This window comes from Mangrovimonas sp. DI 80, from assembly GCF_001975575.1.
In the GTDB taxonomy this organism is placed as follows: domain Bacteria; phylum Bacteroidota; class Bacteroidia; order Flavobacteriales; family Flavobacteriaceae; genus Mangrovimonas_A; species Mangrovimonas_A xylaniphaga.
On record NZ_MSDT01000007.1, the window covers coordinates 25256 to 48881 of the forward strand.

Annotated in this window: 16 protein-coding genes; 13 read left to right on the forward strand and 3 right to left on the reverse strand. The window is 40.2% G+C overall.

All coding sequences use genetic code 11. From position 1 onward, the window contains the following. Nucleotides 1-8: 8 nt before the first annotated feature. Together BKM32_RS14195 and meaB are read right to left on the reverse strand one after the other, a co-directional pair. Nucleotides 9-1598, reverse strand: a complete 1590-nt coding sequence (locus BKM32_RS14195; RefSeq protein ID WP_076664512.1) for an aspartate:alanine exchanger family transporter — start codon at nucleotides 1596-1598, stop codon at nucleotides 9-11. A gap of 156 nt (nucleotides 1599-1754) precedes the next feature. Continuing rightward, nucleotides 1755-2774, reverse strand: coding sequence for a methylmalonyl Co-A mutase-associated GTPase MeaB (meaB, locus tag BKM32_RS14200; protein ID WP_076664514.1), 1020 nt, complete (start codon nucleotides 2772-2774; stop codon nucleotides 1755-1757). Nucleotides 2775-3116: 342 nt separating this feature from the next. Here meaB and BKM32_RS14205 point away from each other — a divergent pair, with 342 nt between their 5' ends. After that, nucleotides 3117-4898, forward strand: a complete 1782-nt coding sequence (locus BKM32_RS14205) for an ABC transporter ATP-binding protein (protein ID WP_076664645.1) — start codon at nucleotides 3117-3119, stop codon at nucleotides 4896-4898. A gap of 55 nt (nucleotides 4899-4953) precedes the next feature. Here BKM32_RS14205 and BKM32_RS14210 read toward each other — a convergent pair whose 3' ends face one another. Beyond that, entirely contained in the window at nucleotides 4954-6237 is a 1284-nt protein-coding gene (locus tag BKM32_RS14210) for an amidohydrolase family protein (protein WP_076664516.1), read from the reverse strand. A gap of 371 nt (nucleotides 6238-6608) precedes the next feature. Between BKM32_RS14210 and BKM32_RS16640 the strand changes: the two genes are divergently transcribed. The 12 genes from BKM32_RS16640 to BKM32_RS14270 all read left to right on the forward strand — a co-directional run bounded on the left by BKM32_RS16640 (nucleotide 6609) and on the right by BKM32_RS14270 (nucleotide 23571). Further along, the gene (locus BKM32_RS16640) at nucleotides 6609-8960 is read left to right on the forward strand and encodes a TonB-dependent receptor (protein WP_083702199.1); all 2352 of its coding nucleotides are present in this window, start codon (nucleotides 6609-6611) and stop codon (nucleotides 8958-8960) included. A gap of 96 nt (nucleotides 8961-9056) precedes the next feature. Next, nucleotides 9057-10103 carry a PepSY domain-containing protein gene (locus BKM32_RS14220; protein ID WP_083702200.1) on the forward strand — a complete coding sequence of 349 codons (1047 nt, stop codon included), beginning with the start codon at nucleotides 9057-9059 and terminating at the stop codon, nucleotides 10101-10103. 254 nt (nucleotides 10104-10357) lie between these two features. Beyond that, a complete protein-coding gene (locus tag BKM32_RS14225; protein ID WP_076664520.1) occupies nucleotides 10358-12514 on the forward strand; it encodes a S46 family peptidase in 2157 nt (718 codons plus the stop codon). A gap of 165 nt (nucleotides 12515-12679) precedes the next feature. Continuing rightward, nucleotides 12680-13066, forward strand: a complete 387-nt coding sequence (locus BKM32_RS14230; RefSeq protein ID WP_076664522.1) for a hypothetical protein — start codon at nucleotides 12680-12682, stop codon at nucleotides 13064-13066. Between the two features lie 173 nt (nucleotides 13067-13239). After that, on the forward strand, nucleotides 13240-13662 hold the full coding sequence (locus tag BKM32_RS14235; protein WP_076664524.1) for a DsrE family protein: 423 nt from the start codon (nucleotides 13240-13242) through the stop codon (nucleotides 13660-13662). A gap of 10 nt (nucleotides 13663-13672) precedes the next feature. Continuing rightward, entirely contained in the window at nucleotides 13673-14692 is a 1020-nt protein-coding gene (locus BKM32_RS14240; protein ID WP_076664526.1) for a TQO small subunit DoxD, read from the forward strand. 130 nt (nucleotides 14693-14822) lie between these two features. Beyond that, nucleotides 14823-15998, forward strand: a complete 1176-nt coding sequence (locus BKM32_RS14245; protein WP_076664528.1) for a TlpA disulfide reductase family protein — start codon at nucleotides 14823-14825, stop codon at nucleotides 15996-15998. A 283-nt stretch (nucleotides 15999-16281) separates the two neighbouring features. Continuing rightward, entirely contained in the window at nucleotides 16282-20616 is a 4335-nt protein-coding gene (locus BKM32_RS14250) for a CusA/CzcA family heavy metal efflux RND transporter (RefSeq protein ID WP_076664530.1), read from the forward strand. Between the two features lie 7 nt (nucleotides 20617-20623). Beyond that, complete coding sequence (locus tag BKM32_RS14255) at nucleotides 20624-21784, forward strand: efflux RND transporter periplasmic adaptor subunit (RefSeq protein WP_076664532.1); 1161 nt, start codon at nucleotides 20624-20626, stop codon at nucleotides 21782-21784. A 168-nt stretch (nucleotides 21785-21952) separates the two neighbouring features. Next, a complete protein-coding gene (locus BKM32_RS14260; RefSeq protein ID WP_123812130.1) occupies nucleotides 21953-22372 on the forward strand; it encodes a hypothetical protein in 420 nt (139 codons plus the stop codon). 123 nt (nucleotides 22373-22495) lie between these two features. Beyond that, nucleotides 22496-22969: a hypothetical protein gene (locus BKM32_RS14265; protein WP_076664536.1), complete on the forward strand. Its 474-nt coding sequence runs from the start codon at nucleotides 22496-22498 to the stop codon at nucleotides 22967-22969. Nucleotides 22970-22995: 26 nt separating this feature from the next. Further along, on the forward strand, nucleotides 22996-23571 hold the full coding sequence (locus tag BKM32_RS14270; protein WP_123812131.1) for a hypothetical protein: 576 nt from the start codon (nucleotides 22996-22998) through the stop codon (nucleotides 23569-23571). Nucleotides 23572-23626 lie beyond the last annotated feature (55 nt).

Here is a 23626-nt window from a genome sequence, read left to right on the forward strand (position 1 = left end):
TCTTTGCTCTAGAAAAGTAACCCCAGGATTTGGGTACAGATAATCAGTAGTACCATGGCAATTGGATATACCGTAGCATAGGCCACCGAAGGGGCATCAGTAGAAGTCATACTATCCACAGCCGCCAAACCAGGTGTACTAGTCATAGAACCGGTAAGGGTTCCCAATAACGTAAGTGTGTTTATTTTGAAGAAGAGTTTAGCTATTACAGCTGCCAAAAACATAGGCAAAAAGGTAATAACGCCACCAATAAGGAACAGTTTAATACCATACTGCGAATAAGTATCTACGAGGGTCGCTCCTGCCTTGGTTCCTACCACCGCTAAGAATAGCATTAGTCCAAATTGACGCAGCAACTGGTTGGAGTTACCACTCATCACCCATAAAATCGGGCCAGTTTTCCCCAATCGCCCGAGAATCATGGCAACAATCAAAACCCCTCCAGTTAAGCCCAAATTAAAGCTAAAACTATCTCCGAAGGAAATGGAAACTTCGCCTACCAAAATCCCAATAACAATCCCTAAGGCCAAAGGGAAGAAATTTGTATCGGACAATTTACTTTTGTTATCCCCAATCAATTCAGAAATTTGGGGCACACTTTCCTTTTCACTTGAAATCATCAACTTGTCCCCTATTTGCAATCTAAGTGTTGAATTTGGAGATAAATCGATACCACTTCTTCTAATACGTGTGATGGTTGCGTTAAAATTATCTCTCAGATTGAGCTCTCCCAAGGATTTGTTCACCAATTCGGTCTTGGTCATTAAATAGGACTGTACTACGTATTCCCTTCCCAATTCAATTTCAACATTGGCCGGTGGACCAATAAGCAGTTCTACCCGTCTTAGTGCTTCCTCGCTCCCCACTACTCTAATATAATCACCTTTGTGCAACACCGTATCTTTTTGTGGAATAAATGCATGTCCATCGTGCTGTACCCTAGAAATCACCCCTTTGGTCATGGAACGCACTCGTAGCTCTGCAATGGTTTTCCCTATCGCTCCTTCATTCTCTACCATAAAGGTGCTTCTCAGAATAGCTTCATAATGGCCATGTACTTTTTCTTCATAATCCTCCTCTTCCTTTTTCAAACTTATTTTAAACACTTTAGGATACAGTTTTACAAATAAAATCACTCCTATCACTCCAAAGGGATAAGCTATACCATAACCTATGGAGGCCAATGGCGACTTTGTGACGTCTATAGCCGTTGCCAACCCAGGCGTACTGGTTAGAGCCCCAGACATCAACCCTATGGCAATGGGTTTTTCTATATGTAACAAAACCATGGCAAGGTAAGTAATCAATGCAGCGGAAATGATTACCAAAGCTGAAAGTATCACAAGGTTTTTGCCCTGTTCCTTAAAGGAATCGAAAAAACCGGGCCCCGCTTGTAGCCCAATGGTGTAAATAAACAATATCAAGCCGATTTTCTGAAGAATATCCGGCAGGGAAACGCCAAAATGCCCGAACAAAAGGGCCACAAAAATTATTGCTGAAATATCTAAAGAGATCCCCTTTATTTTAATGTTTCCGATAACAAATCCTAAACAGATGATTAAAAAAAAGGCAAGATACGAAGTGTGCAAAAAATCCATTGGTGTTAGTTAAATTCCACAATAAAAGTAAGGTATTTCAAAAAAGGCAATTTCCCAATCCTATCTACTTTGACACGAATGGGCAAGTAAATTTACTGAAAGTCTACATCCCAATAAAGCGTTTCTTTAATTTAAAATTCCGCTTTTTCAAACAATTTAGTTCGTCTCGAAACTCAATACCTCCTTAAACTTGGCAATCATATCTTCGGCTGCCTTTACAGGAGAAATTTGAGAGGCCATGATTTGGGCTTCCAATTTTGGCAATTGTTTTGCAATGGTTTCAGAACCGTAGAACAATTGTTTTAGCTCTTCATTAATGGTATCGTACATCCACTGTATTCTTTGCTGATTTCTATTTTCAACAAAATAGCCATTGCCAACAACCAGTTCCTTATAACTCAAGATATTTTCCCAAATGGTTGCAATGCCCGTATTGTGCAAAGCAGAAGCCTTCGTAACTGTTGGAGTCCACCCCGATTCTGAAGGCGGAAACAAGTGTAACGCATTTTGATATTGCAACCTTGCCCTATCACTCTGTTTGACATTATCCCCATCGGCTTTGTTAATGACTACCATATCGGCCATTTCCATGATGCCCTTTTTAATCCCCTGCAATTCATCTCCGGCACCGGCCAACATGAGCAACAAAAAGAAATCGGTCATACCATGAACAGCCGTTTCCGATTGGCCTACCCCTACTGTTTCAATTAAAATAATATCATAACCAGCAGCTTCACACAGCAACATGCTTTCAGCTGTTTTATTGGCCACCCCTCCAAGGGTTTCCCCTGAGGCTGAAGGGCGGATGTAAGCGGCTTCCATCCCACTAAGCTCTTCCATACGGGTTTTATCCCCAAGAATACTCCCTTTGGAACGTTGGCTACTAGGATCGATAGACAGAATAGCCACTTTATGACCTTGGGAAATGAGGTATTTCCCAAACGCTTCAATAAAGGTACTTTTCCCCACTCCGGGAACACCTGTTACCCCTATACGCATTGACTTACCCGAAGCAGGCAGTATATTTTGGATGATTTCCTTAGCCAGTACTTTATCACTTTCTAGATTACTTTCAATAACCGTAATGGCGCGCGATAATACCATGCGGTCTCCTTTTAGTACCCCGTCAATGTAGGCTTGGGCAGACAGTCTATTTTTTGGTTTGTAGTGTTTCATAGTAATAATGTTACTACAAAAATAAGAAGTGAAGTTTATTTATAATATGACATCCATCCATAATTAAGCACATTGTGCTATTAATTCGGTTTGAATTTTAACCTTATCCACCCCTAAGGATCACCTTAGGACGCCCTTTTAAATTTTCAAGAACATTCTATCCATAAATGCTGAACAAAAATGAGCTTAGCTTACAGTATTCCAAATGGTTAAAGCAAACAAAATCAACATCATAACCAATTGACACACTATTATTTAGTATCTTTCAATAAACTTATACCAAGACCATCCACTTAATAAATGCCGCAACCACAAACACACATAGAAAAGCCCGAACGCACTATGAGCATCTCTGAGCTTTTTAGGGAGATTTGGGCCTTTGTAAAACCGTATCGCGTCTTGGTATTGGCTACTTTGGTCCTTACGCTGATTGGATCGGTGATGGCCCAGGTAAACGCCTATATTTTGCGCTATACCGTAGATGAGGTTACCGTTTTAGTGGAACAGCATGAACCTTTAAAAAAGGGTATGCATTTGTTATTTGTAATCAGTGCCATTTTATTGGGTAAAGAATTGATTTATGCTGCTGTGCAGTACGGACAGAAATTCTTTGGTGAAAAACTCCGTATTTATATTTCGCGCGATTTTTCACAAACCGTGGTAGAACGTATCCTTTCCTACCGTATGGCCTTTTACACTTCCTCCGAAAATGAGAGCGGGAAACTGCAGGCTAGAATAGATTTGGGGATTAGCAGCCTCACCCGCTTGGTTAGAAATTTCTTTATCGATATCCTCCCTCTGTTTGCCAATGCCCTAATTGCCCTCATTGCCATGTTTACGGCCAACTTTTGGATTGGCATGGTGAGTTTGGCCATCATCCCCATTTACTATTGGGTAAGCGTAGTTCAGGCCCATAAACTGAGTGGTTTTAGACGCCGTATGCGGCATTATCGGGAGACCAAAAGCAATGTGATTATTAGTATCATTGAATCCATTTCGGTGATAAAATCCTTTACAAGGGAAGATTTGGAGGCAGACAAGCATGAAAAGATCCAATACGAGATTACCGAAAACCAAATGAGAACCCATCAAATTGGGTTTCTGTTTGACAGTTTAAAAACCTTTTTGGAACAATTTGGAGTGGTGCTCATTATTATTCTAACGGCCTACTTTGTGCTTAACGGCACTATGAGCATTGGGATGATCATGTTTCATATTATGTTGTTCAACAATGTCTCCGCCCCCATACGCAGACTGCATATGATTTATGACGAAGTGAACGATGCCTTGATTTATTCCGAAGCCTTTTTTAATATTCTGGATGCCGAGGAGGAACAGGAAACCTCTGGCAACTATATGCCCGACACCATTGTTGGCAACATCCAACTAAGTCACGTCAATTTTGAATATCCGAACGGTACCAAGGCCCTCCACGATGTATCCATGGACATTCCTGCCAATAAAATTACCGCTTTGGTTGGTTTGAGTGGCGCTGGAAAAAGTACAGTGGTGAACCTTTTGGACAAGTTTTACCAACCTACCCAAGGTAACATCACCTTAGATGGTGTTGATTTGCAGGAGTACAATACCAATTGGCTACGAAAACACATTGGTTTGGTGCTACAGAAAAACCATATTTTTAATGGTTCCATAAGTGAAAACATCCTTTATGGCGATAATGAAGCCACACAGGAAGACGTGGAATTGGCGGCCAAAAAAGCTTATATCCATAACGATATTATGGCTTTACCCAATGGGTATGCCTCCAAAGCCAAGTTACTGTCGGGAGGGCAGCAGCAACGTATTTCCATAGCCAGATTGTTTTTAAAAAACCCGCCTATTATCTTTTTGGACGAACCAACGGCCAGTTTGGACGCGGTGGCTACAGAGCAAATCAAAAAGAGTTTGGATGCCATTAAACAGGGCCGTACGGTGATTATTATTTCCCATAGCATTTCACAGATCATCGATGCCGAAAACGTGATTGTTTTAGACCATGGTCGGGTTATTGAACAAGGCACACACGATGAGCTTTACAAAAACCAATCTACCTATTACGAGATTTTTCAGGCTGCTGCCAACAGCTTAAATCTGGAAAAAATTTCGGATACTTTGAATGAGTAGTCATTATTAACTTAAAGAGTATCATCTTCTTTTTTAAACTAAAAGATTATCCAAACTACAATTGTGAAAACACCACTTTTCCGTCTTTTATTACGTACACTGTTTCCTTAAGAGCTTCGATATTCTCCAAAGGATTACCATCAACAATAAGGATGTCAGCCTGCTTACCTGTTTCAAGACTCCCAATTTTCTCATCGAGCCCTAAGGCTTCGGCTGAACTAATTGTTGCTGCTTTAATAACTTCTACTTCCGAAAACCCTCCACCAACTAAATGTTCTATTTCAGTATATGTCATAGCTCCTGGTCCCAAATTAGGGCTAATTTTAGTAAGTGGGTAAAACCAATCAGTACCTACAATCATTTGCGCCCCCATGTCATTCATCTGTCTAAAACGGGATATAGCCTCCTCTCTTTTTCTTACACCTTCTGTTTTAAACGCCTCCTTACTAGGTGAACTAAAGAAGATATAACCAGTAATAGTTGTTGTATACGGTACATGGTGCCGAGCTAAAAGCGTTCCTATTTCTCTAGCAGTGTCTGCTGAAATTGGCATCTTTGGAGGATGTACCAAACCATCAAGTCCATTATTTATTGCCCTTTCTACAAATGACACCTCTGCAATATGAGCCTCCACATGAATACGCTCCTTATGAGCTTGTTGAATGACAGCTTCTTCTATGTCATTAGGAAGTGAGACCGGATAAATAAGGCTATCGGAAACAAACTTTATGAAATCAACCCCTTCTTCAGCCAATTGCTTTACCTCTGATTTGGCCTCTTCTGGACTACTTAGCTCACGGGTTACTAATTTTCGGCATAATGGATTGTCTTTACAGACTGTAGTGGCTGGATGTCCTTCCTTATATGTTAGTACTGGTCCACTGGTAATAATACGTGGCCCCTCCAATTTTCCTTGATTAATTTGATCTCTTACCTCTCCAATATAAGGCCAAGAATCCCCAGTCGATCTAACCGTGGTAATGCCATGCCTAAGGAATTCTTTCAAAACATGTGGTAGGCTGTCCGAAATGAACACATTAAAAGAATCTATATCTTTAACCATTGGTATTGCCAAATGCACATGCGCATCTATTAAACCCGGCATTATTGTTTTTCCTGAAGCATCTATACGATTTGCTGACGAGGATATAATTGGTTCCTTAGTCACAGAAAGAATCCGATCGCCGGACACAACTACCGTACCTTTCTCTAGCACTGTACCGTTTCCAATAATTACACGAGCATTTTCTAAAATAAGTGTTGGCTCCTGCGCCGCAACACTAAGTGACAAACAAAAATTAATAACAAAACAAAAACGAATAAAGTGAAGTGAACTCATGACTACTAGATGTTTATAAAATTACACAATACATTACGGCTGTTTCTAAATAAGTAGCTCAGCCGCAAAAAAAAACACTAATAATCAGCTCTTTATAAAATTACCCATTCTTAGTAAATTAAGCAAATACATGTTAAAATGAATACCATTACTTAACATTACATCTTTCAAACGACAGTGAAAAGCTTAAATCTATAAAAAATTTCGGACACTTTGAATGAGTAGCCCAATCCCTGCTTGCCATTTCCATTTATAAGTCTTTCACTTTTACCCAACTAAAACTTTCCTCTTACAAAGTCACTTTTTTATGCTTTTTAGACTGAATAATATCCTATTTTTGCAGTCATTTATAATAAGTCTAAATAAATACAATGATGAAACATCTACTTTTTTGTATGTTTTTTTTGAGTGTTTTCGGCCTTTATGCCCAAAACGCTTCCATTTACGGAACCATTTCCGATGAAAACAACCAACCTGTACCTTATGCTACCATAAGCTTAAAGGGAACCTCTAAAGGCACCATGGCCAATGACCAAGGAAGCTACCGTTTGGAGCAGCTTGAAGCAGGCCAATATACGCTTGTATTTTCAGCAGTGGGTTACATTAAGGCAACTCAGCAAATTGATTTAAAAGCCAACGAAAGCTTAGAGATCAACTTCACCTTACAAACCGATTTAGAAGCTTTAAATGAAGTGGTGATTACTTCCAACCGAGTTCGCGAAACTTTGGATGAAGTACCATCTTCTGTTTCTGTGCTTTCTTCCAAACAAATTGAAAGCTACCAACAAACCAGTACCAATATTGCTGACGTATTGTTGGAAATTCCTGGAATTTCCCTAAGCACCAATCTAACCAGTAATACAGGGCAAACCTTGAGAGGTAGAAAAATGTTAATCTTGATTGACGGAATTCCTCAGTCTACGCCATTGCGTAACGGAAGTAGAGATATCAATACCATAGACCCTAATACTATTGAACGCATTGAGGTGATTAAAGGAGCTACTGCTATTTACGGAAACGGTGCCGATGGAGGTATTGTCAACTATATTACCAAGAAAACAGATGCGGCCAAACCTTTTGAAAGCACTACCATGATTGGAAGCACTGGAGCCTTAAAAACCATTGAAAAAACTGTAGGTGCGAACATCTCCCAAACTTTCTCTGGAAATTTGGATAAGTTGGGCTATGTAGTCAACGGAACCTTCAGACAAACCGGTGTCTTCCGCGATGCCGACGGGGAAGTAATTTCTCCGTATTACGGAATTGGAGAAACCGATCAATACAGTTTGTTTGGAAAATTGAACTATCAAATTGCAGACAACCACAAGGTGGAATTAATGTACAACTACTTCAGCAGCAATCAAAATTCTGACTATGTTGCACAGGTTGGAGAATATGGGGTAACCCCTTCTATTGGAGTATTGGGAGAGGATTTGGCTGTAGACCAAGGAAACCGTTACAACCACAATGCACAGTTGACCTACGATTTCACAAATATCTTTAAGAACACCGATTTCAAACTGAACTTGTACGCTCAGGATTTTAGAACTGTTTACGGATATACAACAAGTTTCTACGATCCTAATTTAGGGTTTGACGGTGGACAATCGTCTATCATCTCTACCAAAATGGGAGCGCGTTTCAATTTCAATACTACTTACCAATTTGGTGAGGTATCTGGAAACGTTTTATACGGATTGGACGTGTTGAACGATGTGACTGCTCAAGAATTAATAGACGGCAGACCATGGGTTCCAGAAACCGACATGACTAACATTGCACCTTATGCACAGTTGAAAACACTTTACAAGAACTTTGTATTTAAAGCAGGTATCCGTTTTGAGAACATTGGAATCCACATTCCTAATTACGTAACCCTAACCCGATACGCAGCCGGAGCGACAACGCCTAGTAGTGGTGGTGTTGCTGTTGATGGTGGCGATTTGGATTATAATGCCACGACTTTTAACGCGGGATTACGTTACAACAAATGGTCGGTATTCAAACCATTTGTGAGCTTCTCGCAAAGTTTCTCTATTGCCGATTTAGGACGTACGTTGCGTTCGGCTACAGAAAGTACGGTAAGCCAAATCAATTCGGATGCGGTGATTGCCAACAACTACGAAATTGGATTCAACAGCCGTATTGGACAAACCAATTTTAGTGGCGCGTATTTTATCAGTACTTCAAAATTTGGAGCCACTTATACTGAATTACCAAGCGGTATTTTCGAAATTGACCGTCAGCCAGAACGCGTTTACGGATTTGAAGTAGCTGCCGATACCAAGTTATCCCAGCATTTCAACTTGGGAGGATCCTTCTCCTATACTGAAGGTAAATTGGATGTAGAAAACAACGACAACTTCGACACTTACATGAACAGTGACCGTATTCCTCCTGTGAAGGGTGTATTATATTTAGGATATAACTTGAGTAATGCCTTTAATGCCAGAATCTCTTACATCTACTCTGGAAGCAGAGATCATTTCGAGGCTAACGAGAATGGTGATTATTCATACGGACAAGGTCCTATCTCTAGTTTCAACCTAGTCAACCTAAGCACTAGCTACCAGATGTCGCCATCTACAACTATTGGTTTAGGAATTGAAAATCTTCTTAATGAAGATTACTATAACCTGTTGTCACAATTTGCAGCTCGTAATAACGATTATATAAAAGCCAACGGAGCCCGTTTTAATGTATCACTTACCGTGAAACTTTAAACCACTCCCTATCTCATTAAAACATCCTGTAATATATTTGCAGGATGTTTTTTGTTATAATCCATTTTATCCCAATGTTTGCACTTTAATTGAAACGTGAATAACAGACGCCTTTTAAAATATCATTCGTATCTAGGGTTGATCTCTGGACTTTTTCTATTGGTAATAGGACTTACCGGTGCTATTTTGGCTTTTAATGAAGACATAGATGATATTACTTTTAGAGCCTATAAAGCTGAGGTTAACTCTGAAAGCACACTAAACTTGGATCAGGCCATTCATACCGTGCAAGGCCAATTTCCAGAATGGGAAACCAGAATTGTTCATTTTCAACCTGGGGAATCCATTCTATTCAACTTGCGGCTTCCCGATGCCCGACGTTTTGTATTTGTACATCCCGAAAGCGGAACCATTATTGCCAATATTGACGCCAATACAACGGTTGCCAAATGGATTTTGAAATTGCACTATTCCTTTCATGCTGGAGTATATGGCCGAATTTTGGTCTTTGTTATTGGGGTGCTCTTTTTCTTGTCCTTAATCACGGGGCTTATCTTATATCGTAAAGTTTTACTTAAAACCTTGCTGTTTAAAGTGAAGATAAAACGTTCTCATAGCCGCAATTTCTATTCAGCTTTACACCGATATGTAGGTGTTTGGGCTTTGTTGTTCAATTTAGTATTGGTAATTACAGGAACAGTTTTGGCCTTTAAAGTATCTAGATCGGCGTTACAGACGCCTAAACTTCCAGAACCACCGCAAGTGACTATTTCAATTGAAGAGAGTTTAAAAACCATCACGGATAACTACCCTGATTTCACTCCTTCGTATTTGCGTTTACCCAAAACAAAAGAAGCGCCAATCACTGTGAACGGTATATTTGATTCCGATCCGTTTTATTACAGCAAATATTTCAACAAGATCCTTATAGACAGTAATACCGGAGCTATTTCTTCAGTTACCAAAGTATCAGAAGCCTCTCTCCTCACCCGTTTGGATAGTATGGTATCTCCTTTACACTTCGGGCAATATGGAGGACTTTTCATTAAACTTCTTTACTGTTTTATAGGTATTTCAGGGCCTTTTCTATCCGTCACCGGATTTATCATTTGGAAGCAGAAGCACAAAAAATCAAAAAAATGAGCCACGTAAACGGATTCAGTATTTTAACCACAACGTATTAAACTCTGAATAAAATTTCGAATACTTCGACTGAGTTGAACCGCACTTAAAAACCGCTTTACAAACACCAATTTGCCAAGCGTTAATGATTACACAAAGTACGGCCTGAATCAAAATATTACCCCTATTTTTGCGCCTTGTTCAGAGGACTTCGATGCGTAAAATAAATTCCTAGTCTTAAGGACACTTATTATTAAACTAAATACAAAATAAAAATGAAGAAAATTAGTCTGTTAATCCTTGTTTTCTGGATTTCATTACCAGTCTCCCTATTTGCCAATGAAGGCATGTGGTTTTTGATGCACATCGAACGCCTCAACCATCGCGATATGCAAAAAATGGGGCTTCAATTGACTCCAGAGGAAATCTACAGCATAAATAACCAAAGCTTAAAGGATGCCATTGTTCAGTTCAATGGTGGATGTACGGCAAGTATTATTTCCGAAAACGGGCTTTTACTTACCAATCACCACTGTGGTTATGATGCTATTGCCGAGCTATCTTCAGCAGAGCAAAACCACCTTAAAAATGGATTTTGGGCCAAGTCTTTAAGTGAAGAATTAAAACCTGAACAATTATATGTAAGATTCTTTGTGAGAATGGACGATGTGTCTGAACGCATTTTATCTAAAGTAAATGCTTCAATGACTGAGATAGAGCGAGAAGCCATCATCAATCAAGAGATTGCAAAAATTGAACAGGAGAATAGCGAGAATGGTAAATATAAAGTTTCTGTACGTTCCTTCTTTCAAGGAAACGAGTATTACTATTTTGTTTATGAAGATTATACCGACGTAAGATTGGTTGGAACACCTCCAAAAAGCTTAGGAAAATATGGGGGTGACACCGATAACTGGGAATGGCCACGCCACACAGCAGACTTTTCACTTTTCAGAGTCTATGGAGATGCCAAAGGACAACCTGCAGAGTTTTCAACCAACAATGTTCCCTTAAAGGCCAAACATCATTTACCAGTGAATATTGATGGTGTGGAAGAAAATGATTTCGCCATGATTTTGGGCTATCCAGGAAGAACCAACCGTTGGATGCCAGCCGAAGGAATCGAGCAAAACGTTAATTACGCTTACCCTGCTTGGGTGGAAGGCTCTAAATTAAGCATGGATGTTATGAAAAAGTATATGGACCAAGACGAGTCCATCAACTTAATGTACGCCTCCAAATATGCCGTTATTGCGAATTATTGGAAAAACCGTCAAGGCATGATTGACGCTCTAACGGCTCATAAAACTGCCGAAACCAAGCGTAAAACAGAAAGCAAGTTCAACAAATGGGCCAACAAATCTGCAAATAGAGATACCTACGGAAATGTTGTTTCCAATATCAATAACTATTACAGTTTAACGAATGACAAGGCGAAACACGACAACTACCTAAGAGTTATTCTACGCTCCAGCACATTTTCTAATTTACCATATAAAATAGGTCAAATTTTTGAAACCTACATCTCGTCAAATGAGGCCAAACGTGCAGAATTGTCTCCAAAAATCAAAGCCTATATTGAAGCTTTGTACAAAGACCACTATTTACCACTTGAAAAGGAAATATTGGCTGAGCAACTAAAATTGTATGCTTCAAAATCCAATTACCAATTGCCAGAAGTCATTGCCGATGTAAAGGCTGAGGACAACCTAGACACCTATGTCAATGCTTGTTTCCAATTAAGTATGTTTACTACCAAAGAAGGCGCATTGGCCTTCTTGGATTACCCAAATGCCGAATTATTGGCAAACGACCCACTCTATATCCTTTCTGAAGCCCTATTGACCAAGTATAGAGAGCAACCAGAGCATCTTGTACAACCTTTAAACGACTACCAAGCATCCTTCAGGTTGCTAGTTGATGGTTTGCGCAAATCTGGTTTGAGCAAGATCAGCTATCCAGATGCCAACTCAACACTTCGTTTGACCTATGGAAAAGTAAGAGCTTTGCCAAAGGATTCGAGAAACGATGCCAGCATCAACAATTACACGACCCTAGAGGGTATGGTAAACAAATACAAGCCTAATGATGAAGAATTTGATTTACCTGCAAGGATGCTTGAGATGTTCGAAAAGAAAAATTACGGGAGATATGCCAACAGCCAAGGGCAGCTTCCTATAAATTTCTTAACAGACAATGATATTACAGGCGGAAATTCTGGATCGCCAGTACTTAATGGTAAAGGAGAGTTAATTGGTTTGGCCTTTGATGGCAACATTGAAGCAATGGCCGGTGATGTTATTTTTGACAAAGATTTGCAACGTACCATCAATGTAGATGTTAGGTACCTACTTTGGTTAATAGAGACTTACTCCAATGCATCAAATATCATCGATGAATTAACAATCATAGCTACCGACAACCAAAGCTAAATCTCTTCGTTGAAATAGCGCACATTTATACAAGATACCGAGAGCACATGCTCTCGGTTTTTTTTTTGATATACACATCTTTCATTTTCATAGATCTCCATTACTTTAACATTTATTAAGAAGCACAACAGCCTTTCGTTGGCTTTCTTTTGTTAGTTTTGACACATGGAAAACAAAAGCAACATCAAATCTATTGGTCATATCCTCCCTGTTTTGGGGCTTATGCTTTTGCTGTTGCTCTCTCCCTGTAAGGTTCGAAATTATATTCAATCCGAATTAGGCATAACCACCACAGAAGCTTCCAATAAAAGTAAATCTACTCTTGGTAAAAGTACTTGCAGTGACTTTGAGATTGCAAAAATGCTACCTCAGTATTCAAAAGAAAAGGTTGCTAAGGATAGATTGGCTAATGCTGGAATGGCATCTTTTTCCCCAAAGCTTTGGGCTTCGGAAACAGACAATAAAGTCTTCGTTTCTTCAGAAACCAAAGCCCCTTTGGGAACTTCAGTTCCGCTGTATATTCTATACCGCAACTTTAAAAACTACCTCTAAGTTCTCTTCGTTTTTAATTTAGGCTACCAAGGAAATTCTTTGGTACGATGTCTCTTTATACCCTGTAACAATGACTCGCATACACTGCAGGCGTCATCTCAGGATATATTGAACACAACAGGTATCCCAACTATGGGCACACCCTTTTTAATACAATCAAAACTTAAAAAGTCATGAAACATAAACTTTTTTATATCGCCTTTATATGTCTCTTGTCAATAGGCAGCAACAGCTTATTTGCACAGGATTTCGACCCTGAAAAGAATAATTATTTAATCCTTTCAAAAAACATTCAACAACTCAATCCCGTACTGATAACTGCCAATGATCTTGAAAAAGAAGATGGCAAAGCATATGGTGATTTCTATGTCATCCTTTGTGGAAAAACAGTAAGCGACATTCCAAACAACCTCGAATTTGAAAAGCTTTTGAAAGAAGCCAAATCCCAGAATGTCAAAGTTTTTATTTGTGGTATTTCCATGAAAAAATTCAATGTAGACAAGAAACAGTTACCAAAAAACATCACAGTGGTTGAAAACGGCATTCTATATGGATTTCAGCTTACCAAACAAGGATTTAATACGCTCACCATTTAAGGCCCAGAACATGCAAAACACCCAAATAAAAAATGACGCGGGACTTTTGTCCCTAGCACTAAGATTAGTCGTAGGTTGGACCTATTTTTCAGCCTTTTGGAGGCGCACCATTTTAGCAGACAAACTAGACCCTGAAGTAGCCGGTTATATCGGTGAGAAATTCAATCACTTTTTACCCCATGCCCTAGGCATCAAACCCATTATTCAATATTTGCTTGAAAACCCTGATGTGCTTTGGCTAAACATGGTCATTTTTACCATCATTGAAGGCATTGTAGGCTTGTTTATTTTACTGGGACTGTTCACCCGACTCATGAGTATTGGAGTCTTTGGTTTAGCCATGGGCATCCTTTTGGGATCTGGTTGGATAGGCACAACCTGCTTGGACGAATGGCAAATTGGTGTACTTGGCATTGCGGCTGGCTTTGTGCTTTTCCTTACGGGAAGCGGCCAATATTCGTTGGATAACTATTTATTGAAACGAAACTTCTCTCTCAGCAAAAAATCATGGTTTACTTGGTTGGGATCTGGAGCTTTGCCAATTAAAGACCGTCTATTTCCAAAATTTGTGTTGATAGGCTCTCTCTGCATTTTAGGGATTACTTTAATGACCAATCAATTATTCCATGGAGGCTTATGGGGACCTTTGCACAATAAATCCGTAAAACCCAAATTAGAAATTAGCAATGGTGCACTGGATAACGAAACCTTGTCTTTTGAGGTTTTTAGAACCGAGGGTGTTGATGTGTATGGATCATGGCTCATAGGCATAGACTTATTGGACGCACAAAACAATGCCGTTGTAGAGTACTCGCAGGAAGCCTTGGCTTCATTGCCAGAAACCTCTATTGACAATTATTATATTGCCAAAATAAAGCCCGGCAAACATAGTTTGATTATCCCTTTGGGAGCCAAAGCTAAATTGCAGTTATCTCATACAGACTTAGCAAATTTACCAAAAGGTCTCTATACCCTAAAACTAACAGATATCAGCGGTGCTTTTTGGACCTATGATCTAAGAAAACCTTAAGCCTAAATTCAGAACGGTTAGGCAGATTGGCTAAACCGTTTTGATTTTTGATCCCAATTATCCACTTACAAATGGCTATACAACAAACCAAAAATCTTAGATTTGTTGTGCAAAACAATCCTAACAACTCATGAGCCCAAAACACTCCATCCTATTTGCATACACCGCTTTAACTATTGTAGCTTGCCAATCGCCTGCCGACATTTCAGGAGTAATAACTGGAGCTGAGCAAAAAGGTTCCAAAATCTACCTTCTGGAACCTGAAAATTTACAAGATTTGGGAGCTCCCTATTTTGCAAAAGTTATCGATTCTGCAACCATCAAGGATGATGGAAGTTTTGAGTTCCGAAATATGCCTTTATCAACTACGGAGAGATTATTGGAATTGGCCGTACAGCCCAAAGGAAAAGCCCCCAATTATTTGGAAACTGAAGCTCAAGAAAGTGTGAACTATATGCCCATAGTATGGCAAACTGGAGAACCTTTAAAAATTTCTGCGGAATGGGAGACCTTTCAAAAGACCTTTCAAATACTAAACTCTTCCAAAGCTAATACAGCACTCCTAAACCTAAGAGACCTAAAATACGAAGCTTACCAAAACCATCTAGCAGGAAAGGAATGGCAGGTTGAAGATGGCAGTGAATTGTTGGAAAAAGAACACGCCATCTTAGAATACCAAACAGAGTTAATGAACTTTGCCGATACCACCGAGCACTTTCTTCCCGCCTTAATGGCCCTACGCTGGGTAAGCCCGGAAAACGACTATGAGCGTGTTCCTGAATTTTTGGTGAGGCAATGCGCCAAATGGAGTCAAACTCAAGCTGAACATGATTGGACAAAAGAACTTTGTAAAGCTAGCGATGCTGCTAATTTACCCGTTTTAATAGGCGATGTATTTCCTGACGCAACACTTCCTACCTTGACGAAGGATACATTGCAACTTAGAGAACATATAGGTAGTAAGCTCACCATTATAGACCTTTGGGCTTCTTGGTGTGCCCCATGCCGAAAGGAAAACCGAGAAGTTTTGGTACCCCTTTGGGATACTTATCATGACGATGGTTTAAAAATTATCGCCTATGCCTTGGAAAGCCATGCAGCCACATGGCAAGCTGCTTCAAAACTTGATGGTGCGGACCGTTGGCTACAAGTATCAGATTTACAAGGAGACAATGCTGATTTCTTAAAACATATTCGCGTGCAGACTATTCCTGCCAATTTTATCTTGGATGAAAACGGTGTGGTGATTGCCAAAAACTTGCATGGCGAGGCCCTAAAAGGTTTGTTAGAAGAACATTTCAAATAGAAACAATCCCATTCCTATAAATCGAAGTCCCCCATTTCTCTTTTCGTCTATTCCTGCTACAAATTTGCTCTCAATTTGGAATGCAGCAATCTTCTACTTCTTACCTTAATTAATAAGCATTCCAAATTACTCCTCAGTATCTTTTGATACATAAGTGCTTAGCAAAATTTCTTACATTAGTACAGTTAATTTTTTTGAGTAAAATTTCAAAAAGACCCTTAAATACCTCTATTACTTTTTCTCGATGATCTCTATTTAAGGGCTTTTAACTAAACCAGCACAGATGCTAGAACGCATTATCCAATACAGTATCCACCACAAGCTCATTATACTGCTATTTACCTTTGGTATTATTGGGTTTGGTCTGTATTCCTTGACCCACATCCCCATTGGTGCCGTTCCTGATGTTACCAACAATCAGGTGCAAGTGATCACCACTTCCAGAAACTTGGCTACGGAAGATGTGGAGAAATTCTTGACCTATCCCGTAGAGTTGGAAATGGCCAATCTTCCTGGGGTAAAAGAAATCCGTTCGGTATCCAAATTTGGACTGTCTGTTGTGACCGTGGTATTTGAAGACGCGTTGGGCACCTATCTTCCACGCCAGCTTATTGCCGAGAAAATTAAAAGTGCCGAAGAGAAAATCCCAGCTGGCTTTGGGTCTCCTTTTATGGGACCTGTTTCCACGGGTTTGGGTGAAATTTATCAATATATCATAGACGTCGATCCAAAATACAAAGACCAATACTCTTTATCCGATATACGAACCATACAGGATTGGGTCGTGAAAAGGCAACTCTCCGGAATACCTGGCGTGGTAGAAGTCAACACTTGGGGAGGGCATTTAAAAACCTATGAAGTAAGCATCAACCCCGAGCAACTTCGGGCCATGGGCATTTCCATCTTTGAAGTTTATGATGCCTTGGAACAAAACAACAATATTGCCGGAGGTGGGTATATAGAAAAAACCAACCAAACCTACTTTATCCGTGGGGAAGGTTTGATAAATTCTATTCAGGATATTGAAGAAATTGTAGTCTCTAAAACAAATGATATTCCCATTTACATCAAAGATGTGGCCTCGGTAGGTTTTGGTTATGCCAACCGATTTGGCGCCATTACTGGCAATGGTGAAGGAGAAAAAGTACTGGGACAGGTCATGATGCTTAAAGATGCGAATTCCAACGCCGTCATTGAAGCTGTAAAAGAACGCGTGGCCGCCATTCAACCTTCCTTGCCCCACGGTATTTACATCAATCCGTTTTTGGAGCGCAGCGAGCTTATTGGCAAGACCACCTTTACCATTGCAGAGAACCTTATATTAGGGTGTTTGATTGTCATTTTTGTGGTGGTACTACTTCTCGGCAACCTTCGGTCTGGTTTGGTAGTAGCCTCGGTGATCCCCTTAAGTTTGCTTTTTGCGCTTTCCTTAATGTATATTTTTGGTGTAGACGCCAACCTCATGAGCCTTGGTGCTATTGACTTTGGAATCATCATTGATGGAGCCGTCATCATTGTAGAGTTCATCGCCTTTAAAATAACCAGCGACCGAAGCAAACTATTAGCCCTTTCAAAACCAGAACGTCAACAGTTGATGGACAAAATTACCTATAACGGTGCCACCAAAATGATGAACTCCGCTGTATTTGGACAATTGATCATCATTATCGTGTTTATCCCCATTCTGTCCTTGGTAAATGTTGAGGGGAAAATGTTCCGACCAATGGCTCTCGTATTTTGTTTCGCCTTGATTGGAGCTATGCTGCTATGTTTCACCTATATCCCTGTAATGGCGTCACTATTTCTAAAACCTTCCAATACCGAAAAACAAACCATTTCTTCCAGACTTATTGCCTTTTTGGAAAGCAAATACACCCCTACCATCAATTGGGCCTTGCAACACAAAAAAACCGTTTTAGGACTTGCCATAAGTTTATTGTTGTTCACTGTATTCCTGTTTAACCGAATGGGAGGCGAATTTGTCCCCACTCTTGATGAAGGGGATTTTGTAATTCAACCCGTGCTCAAAACAGGGACTTCCTTAAGCCAAACCATTGCCACCACTACCCGAATGGAACGTATTTTGAAAACTTTCCCTGAAGTAGAACAGGTTGTAAGCAGAATAGGTGCTGCCGAAGTGCCTACGGACCCCATGTCTATGGAAGAAAGTGATGTCATCATCAAACTGAAACCCAAAAAAGAATGGGTATCGGCATCGAGCAAAGATGAATTGGCCGACAAATTCAAAGAAGCCCTTTCCGAAATTGCTGGAGTCGATTTTGAGTTTACCCAACCCATAGAAATGCGCTTCAACGAATTGATTACAGGGGTACGTGCCGATTTGGCCATCAAGGTTTTTGGAGAGGATTTAGACGTGCTCTATTCTAAAGCTATGGAAATAGAAAAGGCCATCAAAAATGTAGAAGGCGCCGCCGATATCACCGTAGAAAAAACGGTTGGACTTCCACAAATGACCGTGAGTTTCGACCGGAGAAAAATAGCTAAATACGGTTTGAACATTGAAGATTTAAACAATATCATCACGATGGGCTTTGCAGGGATGCGGGCAGGCACCGTTTTTGAAGGAGAAAAGCAATTTGATTTGGTCCTTCGCTATGAGCCAAGCCACAGAAAGGATATTGAACATATAGAAACCGCATCGGTATCCTTGCCCAACGGACAGCGGGTTCCTTTAAGCGAATTTGCTTCCATAACATACACCAAAGGTCCTGCAAAAATTTCTAGAGACGATACCAAACGACGTATTGTGGTTGGGGTAAATGTGAGGAATCGTGATTTAGAATCGGTGGTCAAGGATGTTCAGGATATCATTGAGCGGGACATTAGCATTCCAACGGGTTATTCCATAAGCTACGGTGGACAGTTCGAAAACCTTCGTACAGCTTCAAACCGATTGAAAATTGCAGTGCCCATAGCTTTGGCCCTCATTTTTGTACTGCTCTACTTTGCCTTTAGCTCCATGAAAGAAGCCCTGATGATCTATAGTGCCATTCCACTTTCTGCCATTGGAGGTGTGATGCTACTTTATATTCGGGATTTGCCTTTTAGTATTTCCGCAGGGGTTGGATTTATAGCGCTTTTCGGGATAGCCGTCCTCAACGGGATTGTACTTATTGAAGAGTTTAAAGAACTAAAAGCCCATGGTGTGAGCGACATCAAGGAACGGATTCTTCTAGGGACCAAAAACCGGTTACGCCCTGTATTATTGACCGCGGCCGCAGCAGCTTTAGGCTTTTTGCCTATGGCCATTTCAACCTCGGCAGGTGCCGAAGTACAACGTCCTTTGGCAACCGTTGTGGTTGGTGGATTAATTACTGCTACGGCTTTAACCTTGATTGTGCTGCCCGTACTTTACTCCATATTCGACAGAAAACCTTCCACATCAAAACCTAAAAAGCATTATCCATTGAAACCAACCCTGCTCCTTTTTCTTCTATGCATCCCAGTTATTGCTGAGGCCCAGCAACACACTATTACCGTTGATGAGGCCGTTACCTATGCTTTAGAAAACAACAAGGGCCTTCAAGCCTATGCAAAGAAAACAAAGCAATCACAAAGCTTGATTGGCAGTGCCTTCGATTTGGATCAACCAGAGATATATTACCATTACGACGAAAACAATATTGCTGAAAATGGAGAGACCTTAAATGTTTTTGGAATCAACCAATCTTTACAATTCCCTACTATTTACGGCGCACAGCGAAAGGTAGCCAAACAAAAAGCACTTATAAGCTCGCAACAGTATCTGATTCATCAGAGAAACGTAACCAAAGAGGTTCAAAAAGCGTATTACCACGTAGTGTACCTCAACAATGTCCTGAAACGCTATACCTTTTTAGATAGTTTATATGGGCAATTTTCAATGGCCGCCACTCGAAGATATGAGGTAGGCGAAACCAATCTATTGGAAAAACTTACGGCCGAAGCCAAACAAAAGGAAATTGCCATTTCACGTTCACAAACCCAAGAAGACATCCATAAAGCCTATACTTTATTGCAACAATGGATACAAACAGATTCTGTTTTTACGGTAGAGGACATCAAATTGCCACGGTTGGAACTGCAGGAACTTGACGTGGAAGCCTACCCTGGCATTCAATATTTTAATTCGGTAGAGGAATTGAGTAATTATAGTCTTTCATTGGAAAGACAACGCTTGCTCCCCGATTTGCACATATCGGTATTTCAGGGTACCAACAATGGTGACAATGCCAAACGTTATAACGGATTTCAAGCCGGTATTTCTGTTCCTCTATGGTTTGGAGCCAACAAGGCCAAAATTGATGCCGCTAAAACCGAAACCCTTATTGTTAGTGATGAATTTGAAGATTACAAGCGTCAACTGACAGCCAAATACCAAAGTCTGTTGACTGATTTGAAAAAGTACGAGGAGGCTGTGAACTATTATGAAACCACTGGGGCACAACTCTCTGAAGAATTGACCAGAACCGCCACCAAAGCCTTTAAAAATGGTGAAATAGACTTCCTGCAATACGTTCAGATTTTGGAAAGTTCCAAAACGATAGAAATCAACTATCTGGAAAACCTTTCCCAATACAACACGACTGTTTTAGAAATCAACTTTTTAACCTTTTAGTTTCCTCATGGACAAGACTATTCAACATATCTTAAAACCCTTTCTCCTCACTAGTTTTGGTATACTTTTGGGCACCTCTGTTACCTCCTGCGATTCTAAGTCCAAAACTCCGAACACAGCAATCAGTAGCGAGGCACAGGATCCTAACCTCATTACCTTAACGTCTCAGCAGTTCCAATTGGGGCAAATGGAACTTGGAAAAATCAGTACACAGGAATTCAACACCACCATTAAGGCCAACGGTAGCTTTGCCGTACCTCCGGAGAACCAGGCCGACGTGAGTGCCTACTTTGCGGGCTATGTAAAAAACATCAGCCTGCTACCCGGAGACTATGTAAAAAAAGGACAGACTTTATTTACCATTGAAAACCCCGAATACATCCAAATACAGCAGAACTTTTTGGAAGCCAAGGGGCGTTTGGCCTACTTAAAATCGGATTATGAACGGCAAAAAGCCTTGATGGCCGACAATGTTACCTCGCAGAAGAGTTTTTTAAAAGCTGAATCGGATTATGAGGTGACCTTGGCCCAATTCCAAGCACTCCAAAAACAGTTATCCTTAATGCATATAGACCCCAACACCTTGTCGGGAGCCAATATGCGTTCGGTGATTGCAGTCCCTTCCCCTCTATCGGGATATATTACTTCCATAGAAGCTAGTAAAGGCATGTACCTCAACCCTAGTGATGTGGCCATGACTGTTACCAATACTGACGAGCTTCATATAGAATTGAAAATCTTCGAAAAAGATCTTCCAAAGGTAAAAATGGGGCAACCAATCAATATACGGCTTCAAAATGACAATGAGCAAATCTATAAAGGAAGCGTACACCTCATCAATAGAGCCATAAATGAAAAGGAACGAACCATTGATATCCATGGTGATTTAAACAATCCCGAAGACGCCAAACTGTTTGCCCCAGGCATGTATATAGAGGGAGAAATTGTGACGGCTTCCTCAAAGTATCCAGCATTACCTTCTGATGCCATTTCCAATATTGATAAAGACTATTTTGTGTTGGTTAAAGAGAATGACACGACCTTTGAAAAGACCCCTGTAAGCATTGGAAACACTTATAATGGCTATACCCAATTGCTGAATGCCGATGCATTTGATCCTAACACGGAATTTTTGGTGAAAGGAGCTTTTAATTTGATAACGGAGTAAACCTCCATTTTTAGTATATTGGTTGTATAGCTACAACTTTTTACCATGAATCAATTCATTTCCTGTCTACTTCTAAGCATTTGTATTTTCACAGGTCTTAAAACAGATACAAATTATAACTCCTATGCAAATCAAAACTCGAACATACAATGTTCCGAAAAAGGTTGCATGGGCACTTATACTGGTCCTGAATTTATCAACGGCTCTGATGTTGCCCATCAATTTTCCAACAAAATGTCGGCTGCCGTAGGTGATAAATTAAAAGCGCTTTATAAAAATGAGCATTATAGTAAGGTAGATTTTTCAAACATACAAATGAGTACGGAGGGCATGGGAACTGGCCAAGTTGAGTATTCTTTATCTATTCCATTTGTAACCGTAAAAGAAGCCTGCGACGCCTATACCTCCTTTGACCATGTTGGAGGTTGGAATCATACGCCCGCCCTAGCCAAAAGAAAGCAAGAACTCTCTAAAGCCCTCATGGAAGGACATGAGTTGCATATAAGCGATTTAAAAACCACTCCAGAAGGCCTTCAGGAATATTGGATTCAGTGGAAAAACAAAATACTGCAGTCCAACTGCCAATAACAACTAGCTCCTCTCCTGCTACTAACATACGTCTTCAAAATTCCTTACCTTTATCTTAGCATTTTTCCTTCCCCGACTATCATACATGGAGCCTATAACTAAGAATTATTAAAAAGCGAAACCATGGCTTTTCAAGGAATTCAAGCAACAAAATCCTATCAACAAATCAACAATGCAACTCCAGATGAGATATTTCCCTTATTGTGCCCTGTTAGGGAAAAGGATTGGATTGACGGTTGGGATTACACCATGATTTTTTCCAAGTCAGGACTTGTTGAAAAAGGCTGCGTATTTTCAACACCCCATCACGGCAAAGAGCCCACGATTTGGTATGTTACCCAACATGACCCCGAACATTATAAGGTTGAATTTGTTAGAATTACCCCTAAGGAAGAAGTGGTAAGAATCTACATTGTCCTGGAAGACAATCACAATGGTAGCACTACGGCAAACATTACTTATGAGTACACTGGGCTTAACGACAGTAAAAATAAATGGATTGCTACTGAGCTTGACAAGGCCTTTGAGAAAACCATGAAAGGCTGGGAAAAAGCCATCAACCATTATCTAGAATACGGTGAAAAGTTATTTGAATAACACCTCATTCTTCTAATACCCATATCATGAAGCGATATACAAGATCCTGTTTAACATTCCTTGTTTTATTCAGCATATTATTGACTTCATGCCGACAATTGAGTGAAAAGGTTACAGATTCCTCTGCGGGACTCAATGGCAGCTTTGAAGTTACACAAAACGGCATACCTGTAAATTGGTTATTGTATACCCCCAACACAGTATCCAATGCCGATTTCAAAATTGTATTGGACACCATCATCTATAAAGAAGGAAAGCAATCCCTAAAGTTCGATATTACCTCCTGCAGAGCCGATGGCGGTTGGAATTCCCCTGGGTTTACTAACGAGTTTTTTGATATTGGAAAATATGAAGGTCCAGCTAAGTATCAAATAAGTTTTTGGATCCGTAACCACGGGACTAGATTTAATTTGAGCGCTGGTGGTGTCTCAGCAAAAACAGGCAACATGATTACCTTCATTGATACCGACTCCCAAATTGAGAATTGGCAACAGTTTTCTTATGAAGTTGACGTTCCCAAGGAGCAATGGCTACGGGTGCAATTGAACTTGCTCCAACCCGGCAGTTTCTGGATTGATGATTTTAGAATAGAAAAACTCTAAATCTGCCAAAAACTTCCCTCTTGTCCATCACGCATTTTTGGTGTAATTTACCTTA

Bases quoted from the DNA above. Each gene is read 5' to 3' on its own strand.
- BKM32_RS14230 (WP_076664522.1), top strand. From the start codon at position 12,680: ATGGAAAACAAAAGCAACATCAAATCTATTGGTCATATCCTCCCTGTT.
- meaB (WP_076664514.1), bottom strand. From the start codon at position 2,774: ATGAAACACTACAAACCAAAAAATAGACTGTCTGCCCAAGCCTACATT.
- BKM32_RS14265 (WP_076664536.1), top strand. From the start codon at position 22,496: ATGGCTTTTCAAGGAATTCAAGCAACAAAATCCTATCAACAAATCAAC.
- BKM32_RS14260 (WP_123812130.1), top strand. From the start codon at position 21,953: ATGGGCACTTATACTGGTCCTGAATTTATCAACGGCTCTGATGTTGCC.
- BKM32_RS14195 (WP_076664512.1), bottom strand. From the start codon at position 1,598: ATGGATTTTTTGCACACTTCGTATCTTGCCTTTTTTTTAATCATCTGT.
- BKM32_RS14245 (WP_076664528.1), top strand. From the start codon at position 14,823: ATGAGCCCAAAACACTCCATCCTATTTGCATACACCGCTTTAACTATT.
- BKM32_RS14225 (WP_076664520.1), top strand. From the start codon at position 10,358: ATGAAGAAAATTAGTCTGTTAATCCTTGTTTTCTGGATTTCATTACCA.
- BKM32_RS14250 (WP_076664530.1), top strand. From the start codon at position 16,282: ATGCTAGAACGCATTATCCAATACAGTATCCACCACAAGCTCATTATA.
- BKM32_RS16640 (WP_083702199.1), top strand. From the start codon at position 6,609: ATGATGAAACATCTACTTTTTTGTATGTTTTTTTTGAGTGTTTTCGGC.
- BKM32_RS14255 (WP_076664532.1), top strand. From the start codon at position 20,624: ATGGACAAGACTATTCAACATATCTTAAAACCCTTTCTCCTCACTAGT.
- BKM32_RS14270 (WP_123812131.1), top strand. From the start codon at position 22,996: ATGAAGCGATATACAAGATCCTGTTTAACATTCCTTGTTTTATTCAGC.
- BKM32_RS14205 (WP_076664645.1), top strand. From the start codon at position 3,117: ATGAGCATCTCTGAGCTTTTTAGGGAGATTTGGGCCTTTGTAAAACCG.
- BKM32_RS14235 (WP_076664524.1), top strand. From the start codon at position 13,240: ATGAAACATAAACTTTTTTATATCGCCTTTATATGTCTCTTGTCAATA.
- BKM32_RS14210 (WP_076664516.1), bottom strand. From the start codon at position 6,237: ATGAGTTCACTTCACTTTATTCGTTTTTGTTTTGTTATTAATTTTTGT.
- BKM32_RS14240 (WP_076664526.1), top strand. From the start codon at position 13,673: ATGCAAAACACCCAAATAAAAAATGACGCGGGACTTTTGTCCCTAGCA.